Raw genomic sequence first — 17,722 nt, forward strand, 5'->3', positions numbered from 1 at the left:
CGGCGCCCCTCCACACACGCAAACCTTACCGTTTGGTAAGCCTGCCGATGAGAAGGGCCGCGAGCCCGGCGACCAGGAACGACAGCAGGGAAGCGCTCATCCAGCTCTGCGGCGTGAAGTGCAGCGCCTCCTGGACGTCCCGCCAGAGGCCGGCCCAGCGCTCGACCGTGCCGGGGTTGATGAGCTGGTAGACGACGAACCCGGCCGCCCAGGCGGCGATCATGCCCCAGCGGGACGGCGCCGTGCGCGAGACGTCCCAGCCGCCCCGCGCCCGGCGGCCGAGGAAGAAGTCGGCGGCGAGGACGCCGAGCATCGGCACGAACACCGACCCGATCAGCGACAGGAAGCCCGCGTAGTCGCCGATGTCCAGGGCGAGCGCGAGGACGGTGATCCCGGCGCCGAGCCCGACGCTCAGCACCCGGCGGTCCGCGCGCGGGAACAGGTTCTGGATCGACACGGCCGTGGAGTAGGTGTCGGCGAACGACTGGTCCGCCTCGCGCAGCACGAACACCGCGAAGAACACCACCCCGAGCGTGGCGCCCAGGAACGGGTCGAACACCTTGCTGGAGTCGCCCGCGACCAGGGCCAGCGCGAGCAGGCCCAGGACATAGGCGACGATCTGCGTGACGGAGTAGCCGACGGCCGCGGCGCCGAACGCCCCGCGCTCGGTCTTGGCGTGCCGGGTGTAGTCGGCGGCGACCGGCACCCAGGAGATCGACACCGCCAGCGCGGCGTCCGCGCCGATCCAGAAGCCGCCCCACGACCCCTGCGTCAGGTCGGGGATCGGCTCGCGGAGGAGCTGGACGTAGAAGTAGACGAGCGCGACCGCCACGGCGACCGTCACGTACCGGCGCAGCAGCCGCACCGAGCCGAGCGGCCACACCGTCAGCACCGTCGTGATCGCGCCGGCGGCGACGACGTAGCCCCAGCGGGGCACCCCGTCCCACAGCTCGCGGGCCGCGTCCGCGATGACGATCAGCTCGAACGTCCCCCAGCCGACCAGCTGGGCGATGTTGAGGACGGTCGGCGCGTACGACAGCTTCGCGCCGAACAGGCCGCGCAGCAGCACCATCGCGGGCTGGCCGGTGCGGGTGCCCGGGACGGCGGCGAGGCCGAGCATCAGCCCGCCGAGGATCGTGCCGGCGGCCATCGCGACGATGCCCGCCATGATCGAGATGGTGGGACGGCCGTCGGCGTCCGGCGCGAGGACGGTGTAGGCGCCGGAGAAGGCCAGGAGGCTGACGCCGAGGTTGGCCCAGAAGGCGCTCTGGTCCCAGAATCCGAGGACCTTCGGGGCGGGTTCGTCGAGGGTGTAGGGGACCTCGTTCTGCGGACGCGCGCCATCGGAGCGCTTCTCGACGTCGGACGTCACGGCACACACTCCCTACGCCGGCATTACCCGGACAGGTTCATGCGGTCGGCGACGCCTGGAAGGCCGCCCTCTCAGCCCGGCTGTGGCCCGAGCTCCCGCGGGTTTCGGTCGGCCCCGATCGTACAACCCCCAACAATCGCCCAAAAGAGTGCATAGGGCTTTAATCGCGCGACCCGGCTCGGGCGCCGCGGATCAGGCGACGTACGGCTCGCCGTTCCCGGAGCCCTCCATCGGGCGTCCCGCCTCGGCCCACCCCTTCATGCCCCCGTCGACGTTCCTGGCCAGCCAGCCCGCCTGATTCAGCGCGACCGTGACCTGCGCGGACCGCGCGCCGGAGCGGCAGATCACGTAGACCTCCCGGTCGCGCGGGATCTCCCCGGCGCGATCGCCGAGCTGCCCCATGGGGATGTGGACCGCCTCGGGCGCGTGACCCGCGTCCCATTCGTCCTGTTCACGCACGTCCACGAGGTAACCGTCCTGCGGGACGTCGGCGGCGACCACGGCCGGCACGTCTTCCCCGAAATTCATCACACCCCCATGGAACCGCGCGAAGCCCCCCTGCGTCGAATCACGCATGCGGTATCGGACGCTCCTTTTCGCGGCGCCCGGGCTGGCCACGCTCCTGTCTCTGGCCGCCTGCGGCGACGAACAGGCCAACGGAAACCCCGCCGACAAGCCTTCGGGCACGACGTCCGTGCAGCCGTCCGGCACGCCGGCGGACACACTCACCGTGGAGGTCAAGGCCTCGAAGGAGGCACCCGCCAAGACCTGGAAGCTGACCTGCGAGCCACCGGGTGGCACCCATCCCAAGGCCGCCGACGCCTGCGCGGCCCTCACCAAGGTCAAGGAACCCTTCAAGCCCGTCCCCGAGAACCAGATGTGCACCAAGATCTACGGCGGTCCGGAGATCGCCACGGTCAAGGGCACCTGGCAGGGGAAGGAGATCGACACCCAGTTCACCCGCGCCGACGGCTGCCAGCTGCACCGCTGGACCGAGGTCGGCCCGCTCTTCGGCAGCGTGCCGAAGGTGCGCTGACACCACACATCCGCCGAACGAGCCATCCCCGTTCCGGTCTCGTTCACGAACGATCAGGGCCCGGCCGTCCGGCCGGGCCCTGATCCGTTCTCGAACAGGTCGTTCTAGAAAAGGCCGCCGATGCTGCGGTTCTGGGAGACGGCCGTGTCGAACGCGAGCGGGCACGCCAGCACGAGCGTCCGCATCGGCTCCTGGAGCTGGACGTGCATGCGCAGGACGTACCGGTCCGCTCCCGTGAACACCTGCGACAGGTACTCGCCCATGCCCGCGAAACCGCGCTGGATGCGGGCCAGCTCCCGCTGCTGCCAGTCGGTGATCCGGCCGCTGAGCAGCTCGTAGTACCCGATCTGCCGCTCGTGCGGGTCGAGGATCTCCCACCCGCGCATCGCCCGCTTGCGCAGGTGCCCGAAGAGGCCGCCGTGCGGCGTGAGCACCTTCATCATGGGCGTCCCCATGAACCCGTACGGCTTGTAGAAGGCGAAGTACGGCATGCCGTCCGCACGGAAGACCGACAGCTTCCGCTCGGCCTTGTTCTGGTTGCCCTGGCTCATCACGCGCAGCGCCTTCTTGGCGCCGCTCACGCCCTCTTCGCGGACGTAGGCGGCGGGCTGCCCCTGCGGGCTCCAGATCGTGTAGTTCGCCTCGGTCGAGAAGAACTGCGCCGGCTGGTCGTAGACGAGGATGGGCGAGCCGTACAGGTCGGCGGGCTGCTGCGGGGGCATCGGCGGCCCGGGATGCGCGGGCGGCGCCTGCGGTGCCGGGTAGCCGCCCTGGTGGGGGTATCCGCCCTGCTGGGGGTGGCCGCCGGGCGGATACCCGTGCGCGGGCGGCGGCGCGCTGGGCGCGTAGGGGTGCGCGGGGGCGGCGGGAGGGGACGGGTGGCCAGGGGCGTACGGCCCACCCGGGCCCGGCTGCGCGGGGTGGGGCGGGTAGCCCATGGCGGCTCCTGGGACGGCGAGAGGCGTGATCGTCTCGCGCCACGATACGCCGCCGTTCTCTCCCGGCATGGGGCCTTCGCGCGGAATGCCGGGGCGGGCCGGCGGGCGGGCTACTTGAGCAGGCGGGACATGCGGCGGTCGGCGAGCGGCTTGCCGCCCGTCTGGCAGGTGGGGCAGTACTGGAGCGCCGAGTCGGCGAACGACACCTCGCGGATCGTGTCGCCGCAGACCGGGCATTTCTGGCCGGCCTTCCCGTGCACCCGCAGGCCGGTCTTCTTCTCGCCCTTGAGGTCCTGCGCCTCCAGGCCGCGCGAGCGCTCGACCGCGTCCCGCAGCGTGGTGACGATCGCCTCGTGCAGGACGGCGACGTCCTCCCCGGTGAGCGACGACGCCATCTTGAACGGCGACATCTTCGCCACGTGCAGGACCTCGTCGGAGTAGGCGTTGCCGATGCCGGCGATCACCTTCTGGTCGCGCAGCAGGCCCTTGATCTGGTTGCGCTTCCCTCCGACGATCCCGGCGAGCGCCTCGACGGTGAACGCGTCGTCCAGCGGGTCGGGGCCGAGCGAGGCCACGCCGGGCACGTCGTCCGGGTCGCGGACGACGTAGACGGCGAGCCCCTTCTTCGTCCCGGCCTCGGTCAGGTCGAAGCCCGAGCCGTCGTCCAGGTGGACGCGCAGCGCGAGCGGGTTCTTGCCGCCGGGCCGGACGGGCCTGGCCGGTATCTCGTCCCGCCAGCGCAGCCAGCCCGCGCGGGCGAGGTGGATCACCAGGTGCAGCCCGTCGACGTCCAGGTCGAGGAACTTGCCGTGCCGGGACGCGCCGGTGACGGCCAGCCCGCCGAGCGCGGTCACCGGCGGGTCGTAGGTCTTCAGCGCGGAGATGGCGAGAACATCGACGCGGGCGACGACATGGCCGACCACGCGCTCCCGCAGGAACCCCGCCAGCGCCTCCACCTCAGGTAGCTCAGGCATGGCTTCAGTATCCGCGACGGGCCGGGGTGCCGGAACGTCGTCCACAGCCCTGTGGACGTCTGTGGATAACTCTGGAGGCGGCTGTGACCGGGATCTCGGAACAGATGGATACCCCCCAGGGGTTGTCAGGGGCGTTCGGTTATGGCAGTCTGAGGCGCAGGAGATACCCCCCAGGGGTAATTGAGAAGGAGACGCGATGAGCACCACCACCTACACCGTCAGCGGGATGACCTGCGGCCACTGCGTGAGCTCGGTGACCGAGGAGGTCGAGCAGATCACCGGCGTGACCGGTGTGGACGTCGACCTGCCGAGCGGCAAGGTCACCGTCACCAGCCAGACGCCCCTCGACGAGGCCCGGGTCCAGGCCGCCGTCGAGGAGGCCGGATACCAGCTGACCTCGTGAGCGAAGCGCGCCCCGCCTCCGGGCGGGGTGCCTCGCCCGACCGACGAGCGGAGTGAATCGGCATGAACAGCGCGACCAGGATCGGGGCCTACGCCGTAGGACTGGCGGTCGTCTTCGGCGGCGCCGCGGGCATCGGTAAGATCACCGGCCCCGTCGGCGAGCCCGCCGAGAAGATGGCCTCCCACGAGAACGGCGGCGGCCACGCCGGCGGCGGCGAGGGCGGGCACGGCGGCGGGCACACCGCCGCGGCGGCCCACGCCCCCGGCGGCCTCCAGGTGTCGGAGGACGGCTACACGCTGACCCCCCAGCGGACGACCGTCACCCCGGGCGAGAAGACCGACTTCCGGTTCACCATCACCGGCCCGGACGGAAAGCCCGTCACCGCGTTCAAGCCCCTGCACGGCAAGCTGCTGCACCTGATCGTCGCTCGGCGCGACCTGGCGGGCTTCCAGCACCTGCACCCGACCCAGCTCGGCGGCGGCGTCTGGTCCGTCCAGATCAAGCTGCCGAAGGCGGGCGTGTACCGGTTCTTCACCGACATCCAGCCGACCGGCGCGACCCGGCAGCTCACGCTGGGGACCGACGTCTTCGCCCCGGGCGACCAGAAGCCCGCCCCGCTGCCCAAGCCCGAGCAGGTGGCGACGGTGGACGGCTACGAGGTGAAGCTCACCGGCGGTCTCACCCCGGGCAAGTCCACCGAGCTGACCCTCACCGTGAGCAAGGACGGCAGGCCGGTCACCGACCTGCAGCCGTACCTGGAGGCGTACGGGCACCTCGTCGCCCTGCGGCAGGGCGACCTCGCCTACCTGCACGTCCACCCGGACGGCGAGCCCGGCGACGGTGTCACCGAGCCCGGCCCCGGCATCACGTTCTCCGCCGAGGCGCCCAGCTCCGGCGCCTACCGGCTCTACCTGGACTTCAAGCACGGCGGCAAGGTCCGCACCGCCGAGTTCACGGTGCACGCCGGGGACACCCAGGTCCCCGCGCAGGAGGCCGAACCCGGCCACGACGACCGCCCCCACACCCACTGACGCGTACCGCACGATCGATGCGAAGGAGGACACGATGAGCACGGAAGCGAAGTCCGCGCCTATCGAGCTGACGATCGGCGGTATGACGTGCGCCTCGTGCGCCAACCGCATCGAGCGGAAGCTCAACAAGATGGACGGCGTCACCGCGACCGTCAACTACGCCACCGAGAAGGCCCGCGTCGAGTTCCCCCCGGAGGTATCTCCGGAGGACCTGATCACGACGGTCGAGAAGGCGGGCTACACGGCCGCGCTGCCGGCCCCGCCGGCGGAGGAGGGCGCGCAGGACGCCGCGCCCGAGCCGGACGACGCCCTGCGCCCGGTCCGGCAGCGGCTCATCACCGCGGTCGTCCTGTCGGTCCCCGTCATCGCGATGGCGATGATCCCGGCCATCCAGTTCGAGGGGTGGCAGTGGCTCTCGCTGACGCTGGCCTCCCCGGTCGTGGTGTACGCGGGCTGGCCGTTCCACAAGGCCGCGGCGGTCAACCTGCGGCACGGCGCGACCACCATGGACACCCTGATCTCGCTGGGCACGCTCGCCGCGTTCGCCTGGTCGCTGTGGGCGCTGTTCCTCGGCACCGCCGGCGAGCTGGGCATCAAGCACGGGTTCGAGTTCTCGATGACCCGCTCGGACGGGTCGATGAACATCTACCTGGAGGCCGCGTCCGGTGTGATCATGTTCATCCTGGCCGGCCGGTACTTCGAGACGCGGTCCAAGCGCCGCGCCGGCGCCGCGCTGCGGGCCCTGCTGGAGCTCGGCGCCAAGGAGGTCTCGGTCATCCGGGACGGGCGCGAGGAGCGCGTCCCCATCGGCCGGCTCGCGGAGGGCGACCTGTTCGTCGTCCGTCCCGGCGAGAAGATCGCCACGGACGGGACGGTCGAGGAGGGCTCGTCCGCGGTGGACGCGTCCATGCTGACCGGCGAGTCGGTCCCGGTCGAGGTCGGGCCCGGCGACACGGTGGCCGGCGCGACCGTGAACGCCGGCGGGCGGCTGCTGGTGCGCGCCACCCGGATCGGCGCCGACACCCAGCTCGCGCAGATGGCGCGGCTGGTGGAGGAGGCGCAGAACGGCAAGGCGCAGGCGCAGCGGCTCGCCGACCGGATCTCCGGCGTCTTCGTCCCGATCGTGATCGCGCTGGCGATCGGCACGCTCGGCTTCTGGATCGGCACCGGCGAGCCGCTGGCCGGCGCGTTCACCGCCGCGGTCGCGGTGCTGATCATCGCCTGCCCGTGCGCCCTCGGCCTGGCCACCCCGACCGCGCTCATGGTCGGGACGGGACGCGGCGCGCAGCTCGGCATCCTGATCAAGGGCCCCGAGGTCCTGGAGTCCACCCGCCGCGTCGACACGATCGTGCTGGACAAGACCGGCACCGTCACCACCGGCCGGATGGCCCTGGTCGACGTCGTCACCGCCGACGGCGTGTCGGAGGACGAGGTCCTGCGGCTGGCGGGGGCGCTGGAGAACGCGTCCGAGCACCCGATCGCCCAGGCGATCGCCAAGGGTGCCCTGGAGCGGGTCGGGGAACTCGGCACGGTCGAGGACTTCGCCAACGTGGAGGGCCTCGGCGTCCAGGGCGTGGTGGACGGGCACGGCGTCCTCGCGGGACGCCCGCAGCTGCTCGCCGAGTGGTCGCAGCACCTCACCGCCGACCTCGAACGCGCCATGGAGAAGGCCCAGTCGCTCGGCCACACCGCCGTCGCGGTGGGCTGGGACGGCGAGGCCCGCGCGGTCGTCACCGTCGCGGACCAGGTCAAGCCGACCTCGCGGGAGGCGGTCGAGCGGCTGACGGCGCTCGGGCTGCGTCCGGTCCTGCTGACCGGCGACAACGAGACGGTGGCCCGCACGGTCGCGGACACGGTCGGCATCGAGGAGGTCATCGCCGAGGTCCTGCCGCAGGACAAGGTGGACGTGGTCAAGCGCCTCCAGTCCGAGGGGCGGACCGTGGCGATGGTCGGGGACGGGGTCAACGACGCCGCAGCGCTCGCCCAGGCCGACCTCGGCCTCGCGATGGGCACCGGGACGGACGTGGCGATCGAGGCGTCCGACCTGACCCTGGTGCGCGGCGACCTGCGCGCAGCGGCCGACGCGATCCGGCTGTCCCGCCGCACGCTCGGCACGATCAAGGGCAACCTGTTCTGGGCGTTCGCCTACAACGTGGCGGCCATCCCGCTGGCGGCGTCCGGGTTGCTGGTCCCGATGATCGCGGGTGGCGCCATGGCGTTCTCCTCGGTCTTCGTCGTCACCAACAGCCTCCGCCTCCGGAGCTTCAAGCCGCTCTGAGTCCGATCGCAGTGCCTGTGACGCCGGGCCTTGACGGCCCGGCGTCACAGGCACTGCGTGCGATGGCCGCCTCCCTCCGGGGTCCCCAGAGGCTCACTACGCGAGCAGCCCCTATAGCGCGGCCGACGTGCGGACTAAGGTCCGCGGGCCAGGAGAGCTCAGCGACGCAAGCTCGCGATAGGGGGCACAGGGTGGCGATCAGAGGCACAGGGTGGCGATCAAGGGGGCAGGGTGGCGATCAGGAGCGCAAGGCCGCGATCAAGAGCGCAAGCTCGCGATCAAGGGGGCAGGGTGGCGATCAGGAGCGCAAGGCCGCGATCAAGAGCGCAAGGCCGCGATCAAGGGGGCAGGGTGGCGATCAGGGGCGGAGGGTGGCGATCAGCGGGGCGAGGGTGGGGTCTTCGGCGGCGGCGTCGAGGGCTTCGGTGAGGGTCTCGACGTAGGTGGGGCTGGCCTTGTCCAGGACGGCCAGGCCCTCGTCGGTGATGACGCTGTAGACGCCGCGGCGGTCCTTGGGGCACATGGCGCGGCGGGTGAGGCCCGCGGCCTCCAGGCGGGCGACGAGCCGGCTGACCGAGCTCTGGTTGAGGCCGATGAGGTCGGCGAGCTCCTGCATCCGCAGCTCGTGGTCCTCGGCGCGGGAGAGGCGGCAGAGCGCCCGGTACTCCGACAGGCCGATCCCGTGGCGGCGCTGCAGCGCCTTGGCGAGCCGGGCCTCGACGCGCCCGTGCAGGGTGACGATGCCGTCCCAGAGGGGGCCGTCGGCGGTGGCCGTGGTCCCGGCGGTCTTCTCGGCAAGGCTCATCTCGCACCCGCTTCCCTGTTGACGCCAGCATACATGCAATGCCAATATCTGCATGTACATACAACTCATGCAGGTACATGCACATGACCCGCCCGGCGAGAGGGGACCCCGATGACCGGCCCGCTGCTCACCCCGTACGAGGGCCCGCATCTCAGGCTGCGCAACCGGATCGCGATGGCGCCGATGACGCGGGGGAGGGCGGACGACGTGACCGCCGTCCCGCACCCGCTGACCGGGGAGTACTACGCGCAGCGTGCCGCGGCGGGCCTGATCGTCACCGAGGGGATCTGGCCGCACGAGCTCGGCAAGGGCGGCCCCGGCATTCCCGGGCTGGTGACGGACGAGCAGGTCGCCGGATGGCGCGAGGTCACCGGCGCCGTGCACGCGGCGGGCGGGACGATCTTCGCTCAGCTCTGGCACGTGGGCCGGATGACGCACCCGCTGAACCTGCCGGGCGGCGCGACGCCGGTCGCCCCCTCGGCCGTCCGGATCGAGTCGCAGCGGATCCACACGAACGTGGGCTCCGTCGAGCACGTCACGCCCCGCGCGATGACGACCGCCGAGGTCGAAGCGGCCGTCGGCCACTTCGCCGCCGAGGCGCGCAACGCGATCCGGGCCGGGTTCGACGGGGTCGAGGTGCACGGCGCGAACGGCTACCTCGTCCAGCAGTTCCTCGCCGAGAACACCAACCGGCGCACCGACCGGTTCGGCGGCTCCCGCGACGGCCGGATCCGCTTCGCGCTCGACGTCGTGCGGGCCGTGGCGGACGCGGTCGGCCCGGAGCGCGTCGGCCTGCGCATCTCCCCCGACAACCCGGAGAACGAGATCGCCGAGGAGGACCCGAAGGGCACCTACCGGGCGCTCGTCGACGCCCTGGACCCGCTCGGCCTGGCCTACCTGCACATCATCGAGCGCGGCGCGTACGGCGCCCTCGCCGACCTGCGCCCGCGCTGGTCGGGCACGCTGATCGGCAACTTCAACGGCGACGAGCCGACGACGCGGGCGGCCGGCGAGTCGGTGGTCGAGGCGGGGCTGGCCGACGTGTTCTCCTTCGGCCGCCTGTTCATCTCCAACCCCGACCTGCCCGCGCGGTTCGCGTCGGGCGCCCCGCTCGACCCGCACGTGCCCGAGCTCGTCTACGGCGGCGGCGCGGAGGGGTACGTGGACTACCCGGCGCTCACGTGAGGGGCACGTCCCAGAAGGCGATCTCGTGGCGCATGCCCTCCAGGAACAAGCGCTCCGCCACCGCCTGCTCGGCGCCGGACTCGTCGATCATCTGGGCGATGCGGGACGTCAGCTCCGCGAACCCCGGGTCGGCGTAGGTGTCGACCCAGCGGCGGTAACGCGGTTCGGACGGCGGGTTCTCCGCGAGCAGCCGTCCGAGGGTCGAGTAACCCCACATGCAGGGGTACAGGGCCGCGAGGCCATCGGCGTACACGGCGGCGCTGTCCAGGAGGAAGGACGTGTACGCCGCGCAGGCCGGGCCCTTCTTGGCGCCGTCCAAGTCCGCGGCGAAGCTCGCGGAGAGAGATCGGTGCAGCTCAAGCTCGTCGTGGAACGTCGCATGGGCGAGATCGACGAGATCGCCGAGATGGGGGTCGGGTGCCTGCCACGCGAGGCGCGAGAACACGCGCACGTAGTCGTGCAGGAAGAGGTAGTCCTGCTCCAGCCAGGAGCGGAATACGGCTTCGTCCAGATTCCCTTGGGCGATGCCCTGGACGGTGGGGTGCTCGAGCTGTTCGTCGACCAGAGGGCGGCCGAGGTGCTCCAGGCGCGCGGCGAGACTCATGCCGCCAAGTCTGCCCGCAAACGATCAGGCCCCGCCGGGTCGGACGACCCGGCGGGGCCTGATCTGCCCTAACGGACAGGGCTTGCACCGGTGTGTGGGTCGCCTCTCGGCGAAAGGCACAACACGGCTCCAGCCGGACGGTATTCCGTGAAGGCGAAAGGTGAGGCCCGGGGACACCAGGCACACCGGCTGTCATGTGTAACCGATGGACCCCGGGGATTGTTCCCGGCCTCTGAAATCGGTGAAGGTCCCCGTCCGCCTGATGGTGTGCCAGCCCAGCCCCGCCCCCAGCAGGGCCGTGACCAGGGACTGGACGACGACCAGGTACATCAGCTGCCGGTAGACGAACTGCTGGAGCGGCAGCGCCCACAGCGGGCGGACGGGCTCGCCGTCCAGCCAGAGCGCGTAGGCGCCCGCGGCGGCCTGCGCGGCCACGAACACCGCCCAGGTGATAACGGGAGCGGCGGGGTCCAGGAAGACCAGCCCGAACAGCGCGAACAGATCGACGGCCGGCGCGAACAGCGGCAGCAGGACCTGGAACACCGTCAGGTAGGGCAGGCAGCGGCGCCCGAACCGCCCGGACCCGCCGCGCTCGACGACGGAGCGGCGGTGCTTCCACATCGCCTGCATCGTCCCGTAGCACCAGCGGTACCGCTGCCTCCACAGCTGCCGCAGGGAGGACGGCGTCTCCGTCCAGGCGATGGCCTTCTCCTCGTAGACGACGCGCATCCCGGTGCGGCAGATCGCCATGGTGAGGTCGGTGTCCTCGGCGAGGGTGTCGCCCGGGACGCCTCCCACCCGCGCCATCACCGACCGCCGGAACGCGCCGATCGCGCCCGGCACGGTCGGCATGCACCGCAGGACGTCGAACATCCGCCGGTCGAGGTTGAAGCCGATGACGTACTCGATGTGCTGCCAGCGTCCGAGGATGCCGCCGCGGTTCGCGACCTTGGTGTTCCCGCTGACCGCCGCCACGTCCGGGTCCGCGAACGGCGCGACGAGGTGCCGGATCGTGTCCCGCTGGAAGACGGTGTCGCCGTCCACCAGCACGAAGATCTCCGACCGGGCCACCTCCATGCCCGCGTTGAGCGCGCTCGGCTTGCCGCCGTTCGGCTTGCGGATCAGGTACACGCCGGGCAGGCCGAGGGAGTCGACGATCGCGGCCGTGCCGTCGGTGGACCCGTCGTCCACCACGATCACCTCGACGGTGCCCGGGTAGTCGGTGTCGAGGAGCGAGGCGACGGTCGCCGCGATCCCCGCCTCCTCGTTGTAGGCGGGGACGACCACGGACACGGGCGGGAACGGGTCGGGCGGCAGCTCCCCCGGCGGCGCCCGCCCCGGCCCGGCGGCCCGCCGCGGGCGGTACCGCGGCGTCCGGACCCGCCGCATGTGGACGTGCGCGAACACCAGCAGCGTCAGGAGCCTGAGCACGTACAGGATCCCGGCCACCGCGAACAGCACGCCCATCGTCCCGGTGAGGGCGGACGCGGCGCGCTGGGCCGCGACGAGCGTCCAGCCGACGGCCTTCTCGTGCGCGGGCACCGGCACCTCGGCCGCGGGAATGCCGAGCGCCCGCGTGAGCGTGGTGAACCGGTAGCCCCGCGGCTGGAGCCGGTCGAGGATCCGCTCCACGGCCGCGACGGTCTCGGACCGGTCGCCGCCGGAGTCGTGCAGCATCACGACCGCGCCCTCGCCCTGCCGCTCCGCCGCCAGCGCCCGCTGGACGATCGTCGCGGTGCCCGGCTCGGCCCAGTCCTCGGTGTCGCGGTCGGCGAGGACCACGACGTACCCGTCCCGGCCGGCCCGCTCGGCCGCGCGCCACTCGGGCGCGGTCAGGCCGTCCGGACGGGACGAGTACGGCATCCGCATCAGCCGCGTGTGGACGCCGGCCGCGCCCGCCAGCGCCCGCTGCGTGAGGTCCATCTCCAGGCGCCCGCGCCACGCGGGCGCGGCGGCGAGGTCGACGTGCGTGTAGGTGTGCGACCCGATCTCGTGGCCCTCGCGGAGGATGCGCCTGGTCAGCGACGGGTTCTCGGCTACGCGGGCGCCGACGGTGAAGAACGTGGCGCGGGCTCCGCGGCGGCGCAGGACGTCCAGCAGCCGCGGCGTCCACGTCGGGTCGGGGCCGTCGTCGAACGTCAGCGCGATCGTCTTCGCGGGCATCCGGCGGCTCTGCGGGGTTCCCCCCGCGAGGTTGACGACCGGGCCGCCCGAGACGATCTGGGACGGAGCCGGCACGGGCCGCCGCGGCACCTCCCGCGGCGCCTCGCCGACGGCGCCGTGCGCGAAGCCGTCCAGCAGGAGGAGCACGGTCAGCGCCAGCCCGCCGAGCAGGAGCAGAGCCCAGTGCCCCCGTGGCTCACGCCGCCGCACGGTCAGCGGTTCTTCTTCTGGCGGCCCCACGCGGGCGGGCTGGCCTGCGACTTCCCGGGACGGTCCGTGGTGGCGGCGGCCGTCGGGCCCGGGAGGGAGGAGGGCCCCGGGGCCGCGGACGGAGCGGGCCTCCCGGCCTGCGCGGTGGGCCGGGGCCGCGCCGCCGCGGGCGCCTTGCTCGTCGTGTGCTTCGGCGGGACGTTCGGGCGGCTCAGCTTCACGCGCGGCTCGGGGGAGGCGCGGCTCCACGGCGTCAGCGGCACATCGGCGCCCGTGGTCATGCCGAGGCCGAGCGAGCCCAGGAACACGATGAGGAGGGCGCCGGCGAGCAGCCCGAGCCTGCGCCCGAACCGCGCCCGCCATCCGGACGCGTCGGCGAAGACGGGCGCCGTCTCCGCGTCCGGCTCCCGGTCCGGCGTCGCCGAGGGCATCGGTGTCGTCGAAGGCATCGGCGTCGCCGGCGGCAGGGGCGTCGTCGGCGGCCCGGTCACCGGCGAAATGCCGGTGACAAGTAGCTTGTCCCGATCTTGCGGCACGTTGCCGATCATCCTTCGTCCATCAATCGGGTGCGGGGGGGGGAACGCCCGGCGGCAAAGGCGTTCACTGCTTCAGCGCGTACCTCCGAGTACGTGTCACACCACCGGGGAAATGCCTGCACAATGGCGCGGTGGACGAGGACGAGCTCAGCCGGGCGCTGCGTGCGGCGCAGGACGGCGACGAGGCGTCCTTCCGCATGCTCTACCGCGACGTCCAGCCCCGCCTGATCCGGTTCGCCGGCGCGCTCGTCGGCGCGGACGCCGAGGACGTGACGTCGGAGGCCTGGCTGCAGATCGCCCGGGACCTCCGCTCGTTCCGCGGCGACCTCGACGGCTTCCGGGGCTGGACCGCGACGATCACCCGGCACCGCGCCCTGGACCATCTGCGCCGCCGGTCGCGGCGCCCCGACACCGACCTGCCGGCCGAGGAGCTGGTGACGATGGCCGCCGGTGCCGACACCGAGCTGGACGCGCTGGACGGCATCGCCACCGAGCGGGCCCTGGCGCTGATCGCCGAACTCCCCCGCGACCAGGCCGAGGCGGTGCTGCTGCGCGTCGTCGTGGGCCTGGACGCCAAGTCGGCGGGCTCGGTCCTCGGCAAGCGTCCGGGCGCCGTCCGCACCGCCGCCTACCGCGGCCTGCGGCGGCTCGCCGAACGGCTGTCGTCCCCCAGTCCCCAGGCCACCGACGACCCGGCACAGGCCCGGCCGCTCGTCCGAGGTGACAAAAGCGGCGGTACCGGCGCTGAAGGGGTGACATGAGCGACCACACCGAGCCCGGAAGGCCGGACGACCGCACCGCCGAGCGCCTGCTCGACGGCGGCGACGGCCCTGCCGCGCTGCGTGCGCTGCTCTCCGCCGCCGCGGCGCCCGGCCGCCCGGAGGAGCTCGGCGGCGAGGACGCCGCCGTCGCCGCCTTCCTGGCCGCCCCGCGCTCCACCCGCCGGCACCGGGCGGCGGACCTGCGCCGCTTTCTGACCGCCAAGATCATCGCGGCGGTGGGCGGCCTGATCCTGCTGCTGTCGGGCGGCGTGGCGTACGCGACGGGCAACTTCCCCGGCCAGGAACCGGCGCCCTCCCCGTCGCCGACCCGCAGCGAGCCCAAGGGCCGCGGCGGCGACAGCACCCCCGCGACGCACGGCTCGCAGCCTCCTGGGACGTCGCCGGCCCCCGGGAAGCCCGGAGCGGGGGGCACGCCCGGCGCCAGGAAGTCGCACGGCAGGACGAACGCGCCGGGCCAGCAGAAGAAGACCGCGAAGCCGGAGAAGCCGGTCAAGCCTCCGAGAGGCCCGGGGAACGACAACGGCTCGTCGCCCGGCGCCAACTCGGGGAACGGCGGCGGCAGCGGGAACGGCACCGGCAGCGGCAACGGGCTGAGTCCGCAGAAGGCCCAGGGCGGCTCCGGGAACGGCACCGTGGACCTCGATGGCGCCGGCGACGGCGGCTCCTCCGGGGCAGGCGACGGCCAGGACTAGCCGCGCGCCTCGTGGACGGTCCCTCGGGCCTTGTGGGACCAGCGGGCCGGGTCGACCTCCAGGGCGGAGCGGTCCCAGTGGCCGAGGTCGGCCGCCGCCTCGTAGGTGTCCTGGAGGAACTCCAGCAGGGCGCGATCGGGATCGGGAGCCTTCCGCACCGCCTCGTACGGCAGCAGGAACTGGCCGTTCTCCCGGCTGTAGAAGGCGCCGGACGGCCCAACCGGACGGTCGGCGAATCCCGGCGGCTCGGGGTAGGCGTAGGCGTAGAAGGCGCCCTCCTCGCCTCCGCCGGGCCAGAAGCCGCAGCTGCTGAGCTCCCGTGAATAGCCTTCGACCATCACCCAGTCGCCGCAGTTCGGGGCCCCGCCCGGATGCTCGGGGGCGTCCCGTCCGGAGAAGCGCGTGCAGGCGAGGTCCATCGCGCCCCAGAAGAAGTGCACCGGGCTGACCTTGCCGGCGAAGCGGGAGCGGAACTCGCCCATCACCCGCGCGGGCTGGAGCAGCTGGCGCCAGAACAGGTGCGCCGCCGCGGCGTCGTAGGAGGCGTGCCGGTCGTCCTCCGCGAACGGGATCGCGGGGTCGACCTCGTTGGGGCGCGCCTGGATGCGCGTCGGGACCCCGAGGTCGTCGAGGGCCCGCATCGTCCGCGCGTAGAACTCCGAGACCGGCATGGGCTCCAGCCCGATCTCCCGTGCCCCGCCTTCGGTCGTGCGGACGAGCAGCAGGTGGTCGACGAAGTCGAACTCGATGTCGAACGCCCCCGTGCCGTGGGGGATCGCGGACGTGGTCAGGCCGCGCGCGCTGACGTACAGCGTCACCTGCCACCAGTGGTTCACCAGCGGCGCGTGCGCCAGCCGGATCTTCCCGACGATCTGCGTCCACATGTGCAGCGTGTCGCGGGTCTCCTGCCAGTCATCGACCCGCAGCCGCGGCCAGCCCTGTCCCTCCACCGTCGCCCCCCTCACCCGGACGTGTGCGGTCATGCCCGGCATCCCGGCGGCCCAACCTGATCCGCCCGGGGCGGTGTGGGGGTCAGAGGCAGCCTTCGAACTGCGGGACCTCGACGTCCGACAGGTCGAGGCCGGACGCGCCGAACCACTTGTGCATGAACTTCGCCATCATCCCGTCCTGGTACATCTCGGTGATGGCCCGGTTGAGCGCCTCGCAGCCGTCCGGGTCGCCCTGCCGGATCGCGATGCCCGTCCGCCGCTCGCCGAACCGGGAGTTCAGCAGGCGGAACCCGGCGCCCTGGCGCGTCTTCAGCCCGGCCAGGATCGTGTCGTTCGTGGTGACCGCGTCGATCCGGCCGTCCCCCAGCATGACCATGCACTCGTCGTAGGAGCGCGCCGTGACCGGGACCGCCGGCACCTCCCGCTCCACGGTCACGGCCTCGGCCGCGCCCGACCCGGTGACCGCGCAGATCCTGCGCCCCTTCAGGTCGCGGACCCCGCGCACCTTCTTCTCGCCGTCCCGGACGAGGATGTCCTGGTACGACAGGAGGTAGGGGCCCGCGAACGCGAGGCGCTGCTTCCACTCGGGCTCGATCCAGAACGTCAGCACCATGTCGACGTCGCCGTCCCGGAGGAGCCGCTCCCGGTCCCGCGCCAGCGCGGGGACGAACCGGACCTTCTTCCCCATCCGCTCGGCGAGGTAGCGGGAGACGTCCACGTCCAGGCCCTCGAACGTCCCGTCCGGACGCCGGAACCCGATGCCCGGCAGATCCGGCCGCACCCCGGCCACCAGCGCCTCCGCGCCGAGGATGGACGCCGTCTCGTCCCGCCCGCATCCGCTCAGCAGCAGGCAGCCGGCGAGCAGCGCGGTCGCGGCGGCGATGGGCCGCCGCGTCCTCGGACCCCCGAACCATGTCGCAGCCAACGATCAGGCCCCCCGTGTCGTGGCCGCCCCCGGCCCTCCGGCCGGGTCGGCGCGGTGCCGGTTCCAGGTCAGCGCCAGCTGGGTGCGGTTGGCGGATCCGGTCAGTTCCATCGCCCTCGCCAGGTGCTTCTTCACGGTGTCGGTGCTGATGAACAGGGCCTCGGCTATCTCCCTGTTCGTCAGCCCGCTCGCCACCAGATCGGCCACCTCCGCCTGGCGGGAGGTGAGGCGAGGCTCGACCGGCGTGCGCGCCGACTGCCGGACGTAAAGGCGAAAAAGGTTCTCCAGATGGCCTCTCAACAAGGAGACGCGGGCCAGGTCGACCGCCCGGAATTCCCCGGACTCTTTGGAGAGGATGCCGATTCCGGCAGCCGCTCCCGGCGCCTGGAGAAGCATGACCATCTTCGCGTGGATGCCATTCCGAAAAAGGAAAGAATCAAGGTACTCGCGCCCGCCGGGAAGGCCGAGGGGATCGAGCTGGTCCAGGGACAGGACACGGCGGCCGCGGTAGCCGGGCGCGGCGGCGCGCTGGGCGAACGGGTCGACGCGGTGCGCGTCCTCGACGTAGCGGCGGACGATGTGCCCAGGCAGGCCGTTCGCCACGGGATCCCGGTCGGCGAAGAGGGCGGGGACCGTCCGGCCCGCGAAGAAGGTGGCGTGCCGGTAGCCGAGGTGGCGGGCGAGCGCGTCCACCGCGGTCTCCCGGAAGGCGGCGAGATCGGGCTGCCGCCCGCACTCCTCGACCACCGTGAGCAGGCGCGTCAGGTCACGGGTGCCGAGCGGACCGTCCTGCATCGCCGTCACCTCGGGGCGCCGTCGTTCCACCTTCGGGCCATAT

18 protein-coding genes and 1 riboswitch are annotated in these 17,722 nt (G+C 72.6%); of the genes, 7 read left to right on the plus strand and 11 right to left on the minus strand.

All coding sequences use genetic code 11. The features are described from left to right. Positions 1–25 precede the first annotated feature (25 nt). Positions 26–1,372 carry a purine-cytosine permease family protein gene (locus tag K8Z49_RS29510; protein WP_412515764.1) on the minus strand — a complete coding sequence of 449 codons (1,347 nt, stop codon included), beginning with the start codon at positions 1,370–1,372 and terminating at the stop codon, positions 26–28. Further along, a riboswitch (TPP riboswitch) is annotated at positions 1,365–1,481 on the minus strand. Its footprint overlaps the gene before it by 8 nt. 83 nt (positions 1,482–1,564) lie before the next feature. Then, positions 1,565–1,900 carry a rhodanese-like domain-containing protein gene (locus K8Z49_RS29515; RefSeq protein WP_024934702.1) on the minus strand — a complete coding sequence of 112 codons (336 nt, stop codon included), beginning with the start codon at positions 1,898–1,900 and terminating at the stop codon, positions 1,565–1,567. 46 nt (positions 1,901–1,946) lie between these two features. Between K8Z49_RS29515 and K8Z49_RS29520 the strand changes: the two genes are divergently transcribed. Further along, positions 1,947–2,408 (plus strand): SSI family serine proteinase inhibitor, encoded by a 462-nt coding sequence (locus tag K8Z49_RS29520; protein ID WP_111832801.1) that lies wholly within the window; start codon positions 1,947–1,949, stop codon positions 2,406–2,408. A 104-nt stretch (positions 2,409–2,512) separates the two neighbouring features. Here K8Z49_RS29520 and K8Z49_RS29525 read toward each other — a convergent pair whose 3' ends face one another. Next, positions 2,513–3,346 (minus strand): hypothetical protein, encoded by an 834-nt coding sequence (locus tag K8Z49_RS29525; protein ID WP_412515765.1) that lies wholly within the window; start codon positions 3,344–3,346, stop codon positions 2,513–2,515. A 110-nt stretch (positions 3,347–3,456) separates the two neighbouring features. Then, positions 3,457–4,320 carry an Fpg/Nei family DNA glycosylase gene (locus K8Z49_RS29530; RefSeq protein WP_024934700.1) on the minus strand — a complete coding sequence of 288 codons (864 nt, stop codon included), beginning with the start codon at positions 4,318–4,320 and terminating at the stop codon, positions 3,457–3,459. 196 nt (positions 4,321–4,516) lie between these two features. On the opposite strand from K8Z49_RS29530, the gene K8Z49_RS29535 reads away from it, so the two are divergent. From K8Z49_RS29535 to K8Z49_RS29545, 3 genes are all read left to right on the plus strand, one after another. Continuing rightward, positions 4,517–4,723, plus strand: a complete 207-nt coding sequence (locus K8Z49_RS29535; RefSeq protein ID WP_111832799.1) for a heavy-metal-associated domain-containing protein — start codon at positions 4,517–4,519, stop codon at positions 4,721–4,723. A gap of 62 nt (positions 4,724–4,785) precedes the next feature. After that, positions 4,786–5,754 (plus strand): hypothetical protein, encoded by a 969-nt coding sequence (locus tag K8Z49_RS29540; protein WP_412515766.1) that lies wholly within the window; start codon positions 4,786–4,788, stop codon positions 5,752–5,754. Between the two features lie 34 nt (positions 5,755–5,788). After that, positions 5,789–8,032 (plus strand): heavy metal translocating P-type ATPase, encoded by a 2,244-nt coding sequence (locus K8Z49_RS29545; RefSeq protein ID WP_412515767.1) that lies wholly within the window; start codon positions 5,789–5,791, stop codon positions 8,030–8,032. A gap of 358 nt (positions 8,033–8,390) precedes the next feature. On the opposite strand, the gene K8Z49_RS29550 is transcribed toward K8Z49_RS29545, so the two are convergent. Further along, complete coding sequence (locus K8Z49_RS29550; protein WP_021595906.1) at positions 8,391–8,837, minus strand: MarR family winged helix-turn-helix transcriptional regulator; 447 nt, start codon at positions 8,835–8,837, stop codon at positions 8,391–8,393. A gap of 111 nt (positions 8,838–8,948) precedes the next feature. On the opposite strand from K8Z49_RS29550, the gene K8Z49_RS29555 reads away from it, so the two are divergent. Then, positions 8,949–10,022 (plus strand): alkene reductase, encoded by a 1,074-nt coding sequence (locus K8Z49_RS29555; RefSeq protein ID WP_021595905.1) that lies wholly within the window; start codon positions 8,949–8,951, stop codon positions 10,020–10,022. Here K8Z49_RS29555 and K8Z49_RS29560 read toward each other — a convergent pair. From K8Z49_RS29560 to K8Z49_RS29570, 3 genes are all read right to left on the minus strand, one after another. Then, on the minus strand, positions 10,015–10,626 hold the full coding sequence (locus K8Z49_RS29560) for a TenA family protein (protein WP_021595904.1): 612 nt from the start codon (positions 10,624–10,626) through the stop codon (positions 10,015–10,017). The two genes, K8Z49_RS29555 and K8Z49_RS29560, sit on opposite strands and share 8 nt — an antisense overlap. 192 nt (positions 10,627–10,818) lie before the next feature. Continuing rightward, positions 10,819–12,999: a bifunctional polysaccharide deacetylase/glycosyltransferase family 2 protein gene (locus K8Z49_RS29565; RefSeq protein WP_021595903.1), complete on the minus strand. Its 2,181-nt coding sequence runs from the start codon at positions 12,997–12,999 to the stop codon at positions 10,819–10,821. 2 nt (positions 13,000–13,001) lie between these two features. Then, positions 13,002–13,430: a hypothetical protein gene (locus K8Z49_RS29570; RefSeq protein ID WP_412515768.1), complete on the minus strand. Its 429-nt coding sequence runs from the start codon at positions 13,428–13,430 to the stop codon at positions 13,002–13,004. A gap of 236 nt (positions 13,431–13,666) precedes the next feature. On the opposite strand from K8Z49_RS29570, the gene K8Z49_RS29575 reads away from it, so the two are divergent. Both K8Z49_RS29575 and K8Z49_RS29580 read left to right on the plus strand, forming a co-directional pair. Beyond that, positions 13,667–14,296: an RNA polymerase sigma factor gene (locus K8Z49_RS29575; RefSeq protein ID WP_412515769.1), complete on the plus strand. Its 630-nt coding sequence runs from the start codon at positions 13,667–13,669 to the stop codon at positions 14,294–14,296. After that, positions 14,293–15,009, plus strand: coding sequence for a hypothetical protein (locus K8Z49_RS29580; RefSeq protein WP_111832794.1), 717 nt, complete (start codon positions 14,293–14,295; stop codon positions 15,007–15,009). The genes K8Z49_RS29575 and K8Z49_RS29580 overlap by 4 nt, the downstream gene beginning before the upstream one ends. Here K8Z49_RS29580 and K8Z49_RS29585 read toward each other — a convergent pair. The 3 genes from K8Z49_RS29585 to K8Z49_RS29595 are packed head-to-tail and all read right to left on the minus strand — an operon-like array spanning position 15,006 to position 17,709. Continuing rightward, positions 15,006–15,992 (minus strand): DUF5996 family protein, encoded by a 987-nt coding sequence (locus K8Z49_RS29585; protein WP_111832793.1) that lies wholly within the window; start codon positions 15,990–15,992, stop codon positions 15,006–15,008. The genes K8Z49_RS29580 and K8Z49_RS29585 overlap by 4 nt on opposite strands. A gap of 49 nt (positions 15,993–16,041) precedes the next feature. Continuing rightward, the gene (locus tag K8Z49_RS29590) at positions 16,042–16,884 is read right to left on the minus strand and encodes a transporter substrate-binding domain-containing protein (protein ID WP_412515770.1); all 843 of its coding nucleotides are present in this window, start codon (positions 16,882–16,884) and stop codon (positions 16,042–16,044) included. Between the two features lie 3 nt (positions 16,885–16,887). After that, a complete protein-coding gene (locus K8Z49_RS29595) occupies positions 16,888–17,709 on the minus strand; it encodes a LuxR C-terminal-related transcriptional regulator (protein WP_412515771.1) in 822 nt (273 codons plus the stop codon). Positions 17,710–17,722: the final 13 nt, after the last annotated feature.

Origin of the sequence: Actinomadura madurae (assembly GCF_047130825.1) — a bacterium.
Taxonomy (GTDB): Bacteria; Actinomycetota; Actinomycetes; order Streptosporangiales; family Streptosporangiaceae; genus Spirillospora; species Spirillospora madurae.